This window comes from Bifidobacterium sp. POST2/T3 (B1), from assembly GCF_058197115.1.
Genome location: NZ_JBVPQK010000179.1, coordinates 1 through 2,075 on the forward strand (window position 1 = coordinate 1; position 2,075 = coordinate 2,075).

Genomic DNA, 2,075 nt, shown 5'->3' on the forward strand with positions numbered 1-2,075 from the left:
AGGCCCGCAGGCAGTTCGTACGACGGCGGCAGAAGATGGTCTTCACCATAGTCGTCAGCGCCCTAGTGGCCATCCTGGTCATATGCAGTCTGATCATCTTCGGGTCCATCGGGCATAACGCCAAACACACCAGCATCGCCAAGCCCAACTATGGGGTCGCCGTGCCCTGCCCGCCTGACAAGTCCAAGCTGGTCAACCACCCCGACATCCGCGTGCGGGTGCTCAACGGAACCAACAAGTCCGGTCTGGCCACTGCACTGGCCTCGGCCCTGCGCAATCGGGGATTCAACATGCAGGATGTGGCGGACTATCCAGGCAAGACCGAGACTGCACGCACCGAGATACGCTTCGGGGCCTCGGCCATTGACCGTGGCTACACAGTGGGATCCCAATTCAACGATGCCGTGCTGATCATGGACGACCGCGGCGACGATCTAATCGACGTCGTCGTCGGGGCCACCTTTAACGATCTGAACGACGAGGACAGCACCTCTGTCGTGGGCCGCAAGATCGAAGCCATCAAGGGCTGCCAGGCCGACCCCTCCTCCATGAAGAACCTGCCCAAGGCTCCCAAGGCCTGACGCCGCAAGAATGTTGCCGGCCTGGCATCTCTCCCAGGATTGCGGACCCGGCTGTCGCAGAACCCTCAACCGCAGGCGTTTGCGCGCGTGCTACAGTAGGGAGTACACCACCCTTGGGTCGTGGGTATTTGCGCGCTTGGTACAGTTTCTTAATACAGCTTCTTAGTACAGTTTGAGTGTGATGTCCGGGGGGATGCTGTAGCAGGCTCTGCGAAGAGGGGAGTCAACTCATCATGCGTCAGCATTCGGGCATGGCAGCCGCCGCCCTGGCCTTTCTCCTAGCCCTGTCCTGCACACCCGCTTTGGCCGGGAGCACCAGCAGCCCATCCGGAGCAGCCACGCCCACCACCCTGGACAAACAGCAGGAGGGGGAGAGTCTGGAGAACCCCTACGGGGATGATAGCCCGCAGGCCGCATCGCCGTCCTTCCCCCTGCCAACGTCCTCGCCCCTGAGCCACACGACTCCGACGCCTGCCTCACCCACGCGCGACACTGCCGGCGATGCTGCCGGCGTCCAGGACCGGTCTTCCGCAGCCTGGACGGTCAGCTTCGACACGGCAGGCGGCGGCAGCGTCGACAGGCAGACCATCCCCGACGGGGGCCAGGCCAGTCGGCCCAGCCCCGACCCCGCCAGGAACGGATACCTGTTCGACGGCTGGTTCCAAGGTGACGTCGCCTACGACTTCACCCAGCCCGTCACCGGCAGCACCACCCTCACCGCCCACTGGACCAAGGGAGACGGCCATTGGGCCATCAGCCCCAGCCAAGGGCCCATAGCCGGGGGCGCCAAGGTCACCCTTACCCCGCCCGCGCAACGCAGCATCAGATTCAGCCAGCTCAGCATGGGCGGCCTTCATTCCGCGGCCATCAGCTCGGACGGCAACCTCTACACATGGGGAGATAACGGTGCCGGCGAGCTGGGCGACGGCACCAACACCAACCGGTCCAGGCCAGTCCAAGTCAAAAAGCCCGAAGGCACACCAGAAAAATTCATTTGGAAACAAGCCAGCATAGGCTGGGACCATTCCGCGGCGTTCGGCTCGGACGGCAACCTCTACACATGGGGACAAAACGGCCGCGGGCAGCTGGGCGACGGCACCACCACCAACCGGAACACGCCAATCCCTGTCAGCAAGCCCCAAGGCACACCAGAAGGATTCACCTGGAAACAATTCAGCCTAGGCGACTTGAATACCGCAGCATTCGGCTCGGACGGCAACCTCTACATCTGGGGAAACAACCAGTACGGGCAGCTGGGCGACGGCACCACCACCGACCGGCACACGCCGACCCTGGTCAGCAAGCCCCAAGGCGCGCCCGCCGGATTCACCTGGAAACAGGTCAGCCTTAGCTGCAACCATTCCGGAGCTATAGGCTCGGACGGCAACCTCTACACCTGGGGATGGAACCTCACCGGCCAGCTGGGCGACGGCACCACCACCAACCGGCACACGCCGACCCTGGTCAGCAAGCCCCAAGGCGCGCCCGCCGGAT

At 63.8% G+C, this 2,075-nt stretch carries 2 protein-coding genes; both read left to right on the forward strand.

The window, feature by feature from the left end; all coding sequences use genetic code 11:
- Positions 1-581 (forward strand): LytR C-terminal domain-containing protein (locus tag AC0AP0_RS08415; protein WP_490430141.1); only part of this gene is annotated, 581 nt, incomplete at its 5' end.
- Between the two features lie 233 nt (positions 582-814).
- A partial coding sequence (locus AC0AP0_RS08420; RefSeq protein WP_490430142.1) for an RCC1 domain-containing protein occupies positions 815-2,075 on the forward strand: 1,261 nt, incomplete at its 3' end.